The organism is Endozoicomonas sp. ONNA2 (assembly GCF_024606365.1).
Lineage (GTDB): Bacteria > Pseudomonadota > Gammaproteobacteria > Pseudomonadales > Endozoicomonadaceae > Endozoicomonas.
Window position 1 is genome coordinate 1 of the sequence record NZ_JAHHPO010000765.1, and the last position, 2911, is coordinate 2911.

Annotated in this window: 1 protein-coding gene; it reads right to left on the minus strand. The window is 49.0% G+C overall.

Going from position 1 to position 2911, the window contains the following annotated elements:
* Positions 1-188 precede the first annotated feature (188 nt).
* Positions 189-2911: DUF4116 domain-containing protein (locus KDK14_RS13620; RefSeq protein ID WP_257265713.1), on the minus strand; the 2723-nt coding region annotated here is incomplete at its 5' end.

The following is a 2911-nucleotide window of genomic DNA, read 5'->3' on the forward strand; positions in this document are numbered from 1 at the left end:
CACAGTACCTGCCCAAGTAGCCAGAAATATTCGATTCCATATGGCCAGCTACTTAGCGCAGCGCTAAATAGTTGGCCAGATGGAATTGTATATTTCTGGCCAAGTGCACAGTTAGAATTCAAGGCACAACGCAGGAGCAGTTGCCGGAAGTGGCCGTCCTGGTAGTCAGAAAATGCGATTTCATTTGGTCAACTTATCTGACTGCATTGAGATTTTTGCAACAAGGGCTGCAACCTGCGAGAGAGTGTGTAACATGTATGAAGCACTTCTGGATTTCTGCGGATTGCTGACCTGAGAAATGCTTCATCACTTGTAAGACAATCATCCGCAGACATCAAAGTACGAGAATCTTGTTCAATTAAGTTCAGCATATACTCGCGATCTTTCAATAACGTTTTACTGGCATAATTCAAGGAAAAAATACTATCAGCAATTACGATTTGAATAACGTTTTTATCACTTCGGATTCTTTCACTTGCATACTTCAGAGCACTGCTACGCTGTTTGATAGCAGCCATGACAATCTCATCATTATCCTGAAATTCCGGGCTTGCATATTGCAGCTGAATACCTTGTTGAGTGACTGCACTCATGACGACATCTTTATCATTCTTCAGTTCCCGGCTAACACATTTCAGGTCATTGGGGTGTATTGCAATGGTTGGTAATACAAGGTCTTTATTATTTCGAATCAGTTGGCTGGCATACTGTAGCCCTTCTTTCAGCAGGATATTCCTGACCTTTTCTTTATGATCCGAAAGAGACTGACCTGGTGGAACCCTAAACTTCAGGCGGTAGTCGTAAGACGGTTCGATAACATAGCATTGCTCTCTCAAATCATACACAAGATCAACCAATGGAGTAGCGTTTTTGTAATTTGACAATAAAAGATGATGTATGAGTTTCCTGCGGGTATCCTCATCAATCCCATCACTCATTAACATTTTCCGAAGCTGGGCATCCGATTTTTTCGCGCATGCTGCTAACCGTCGACTATGGTCAATAAACTGTTGGAGGTGGTTGCTTAATAACGGATAGCAACGGGATAGCTGGCAGCACCCGGCAGACTCGCAGCAACCGGACCCCTGCTTGCAACCGGAAAATATTTTTTTGAGATTCATATGAACAATTGAGAAAAGGCAATGTTGAAAGGCGAATCTATCGTCTTCTGCGGTAAAATCGCTATCGAGGCGTTGTTGTGCAAGGCGTTGTGCAAGCAAGTTAAAGTTCCACTGATTTCCTTCAATAATGGGTCTGTCCTCAAAATACAAATCGAGATTTTCCATGGCATTTAACGCAGTTAGCAGTTTTACAAAGGCATCTTGCATGGTTTCTCGTGATGTCATTTGGGGGCATTCAATGATGAGTTTTCCCGCTACGGTGTTGCAACTTACCGTCATGCTACAAGCATTTTTATCCAGTTCGATCGCTTTGAGTAACTGCACCAAAAACCACATCCTTTTTAACTTGCCAGGTTCATCACTGCCATCAGGTTTAAAAAAACGGTCCGAATATTTCAGCCGCAAGGTGCGTCCTTTTCCCCCCTCTGCGTGTTCAAGTAGCTCAATCAGGCCCGCATGATATCCAAGCTTCAGGTTGACAATCAGCGCATCAGCCATACCGATGACAGTCGCTGCAAGGAACGCTCCCTCGATCAATTTTTTGGTGGACGGCGTCAGTAGTTGTTGCACTTCACCCGGGAGCGTGCAATCAACAAAGTTAATGTAACCTCTTTTAGATAAACTGCCCTGGCCAGAAGCCAGAGTGACCGGTGCCAGCGCCTCAACAAAGCGCTGATGCAGGGCAAAAATCAGCTCATGGACGCTGTGGACCTGCCCGGCCTTTAAGGGGTCAAGTGCCTGAAGACAGGATTGCAGCTGGTGGCAGGCTACCACCCACTGACGAAACATGCCCTCGGATAGCGGTGGTGTTTCAACGCCATGCAGTGGCCGGGTGATAGTCTCTAACCTTGATCGGATGGTCTGTTTCAACGTCTCGAACCGGGTGATCAAGTGTGGTAATTCATCCAGCCATGACTGAACCTGATCTGAACGACTGTTGCCAGCCAGTAGCAAGAATGCCCGGTAACCCTCCAACAGTGCTTCAGCCCCATAAACCAGCCGGTTTACGCCGTCCCTGGTCGCTGCCACTATCTTTGAGCGTTGTGGCGACATGCTGAGTTTTACCGGGTTTGCCAGACAATCCAGTCCACCGCCGGGGGCAAAAATTGTCAGCAGGCGGGCATTTTGGTCCGTGAGCCATTGAAAACCGCTGGCTACCTGATGGAATGTGCCTTCAGGGGGAGACAAGGATTCTCGTGACGGCACGGCTTTCGTTAACGGCTCATCAGAAAATGCCGGGGATGGGCTACTGTAAGTGGCCAGTTTTTTGGTAATGTCACCGGTCACAATAAAGGCACCGGGCTTACCGTTAAAGCGGGCGCAGGCCAGCGTGACCTGTTGTCCATCCTGAGCGGCTACTGTCGGGTACTGGCCACCGACCAGTATTAAGGGTATTCCTTTCTGTCTCAGGGTGATCGCCACATGGTCAGTGCTGCCTCCTTGGGCAAGAACAAAACCGCCGACCCGTTTCAGAAAGTCACGCTCCAGCATCCACTCTTTAGCGTATTGGGTTACGACAATGGCGCCCTCTGGCATGGTGTGCGCGGCTTGTTTATTGGCCAACCAGAGCGGTCCGGTGCCATAGCCTTCGCTGATGCCCTCGCCACTGGCCAGGGTCTCTGCGGGTATGGGCAGGGCAAAATCCATGCCGCCGGGAAGTCGGGTGACAGGGCGCACCTGCAGCAGGAACAGGCGACCCTGATGGTCGATGGCAAACTCCACATCCACGGGGCAAAGCAACAGGTCTTCGAGCTTGGTTATCGCTTGCCTGAGTTCTGCAACCAGGGGAT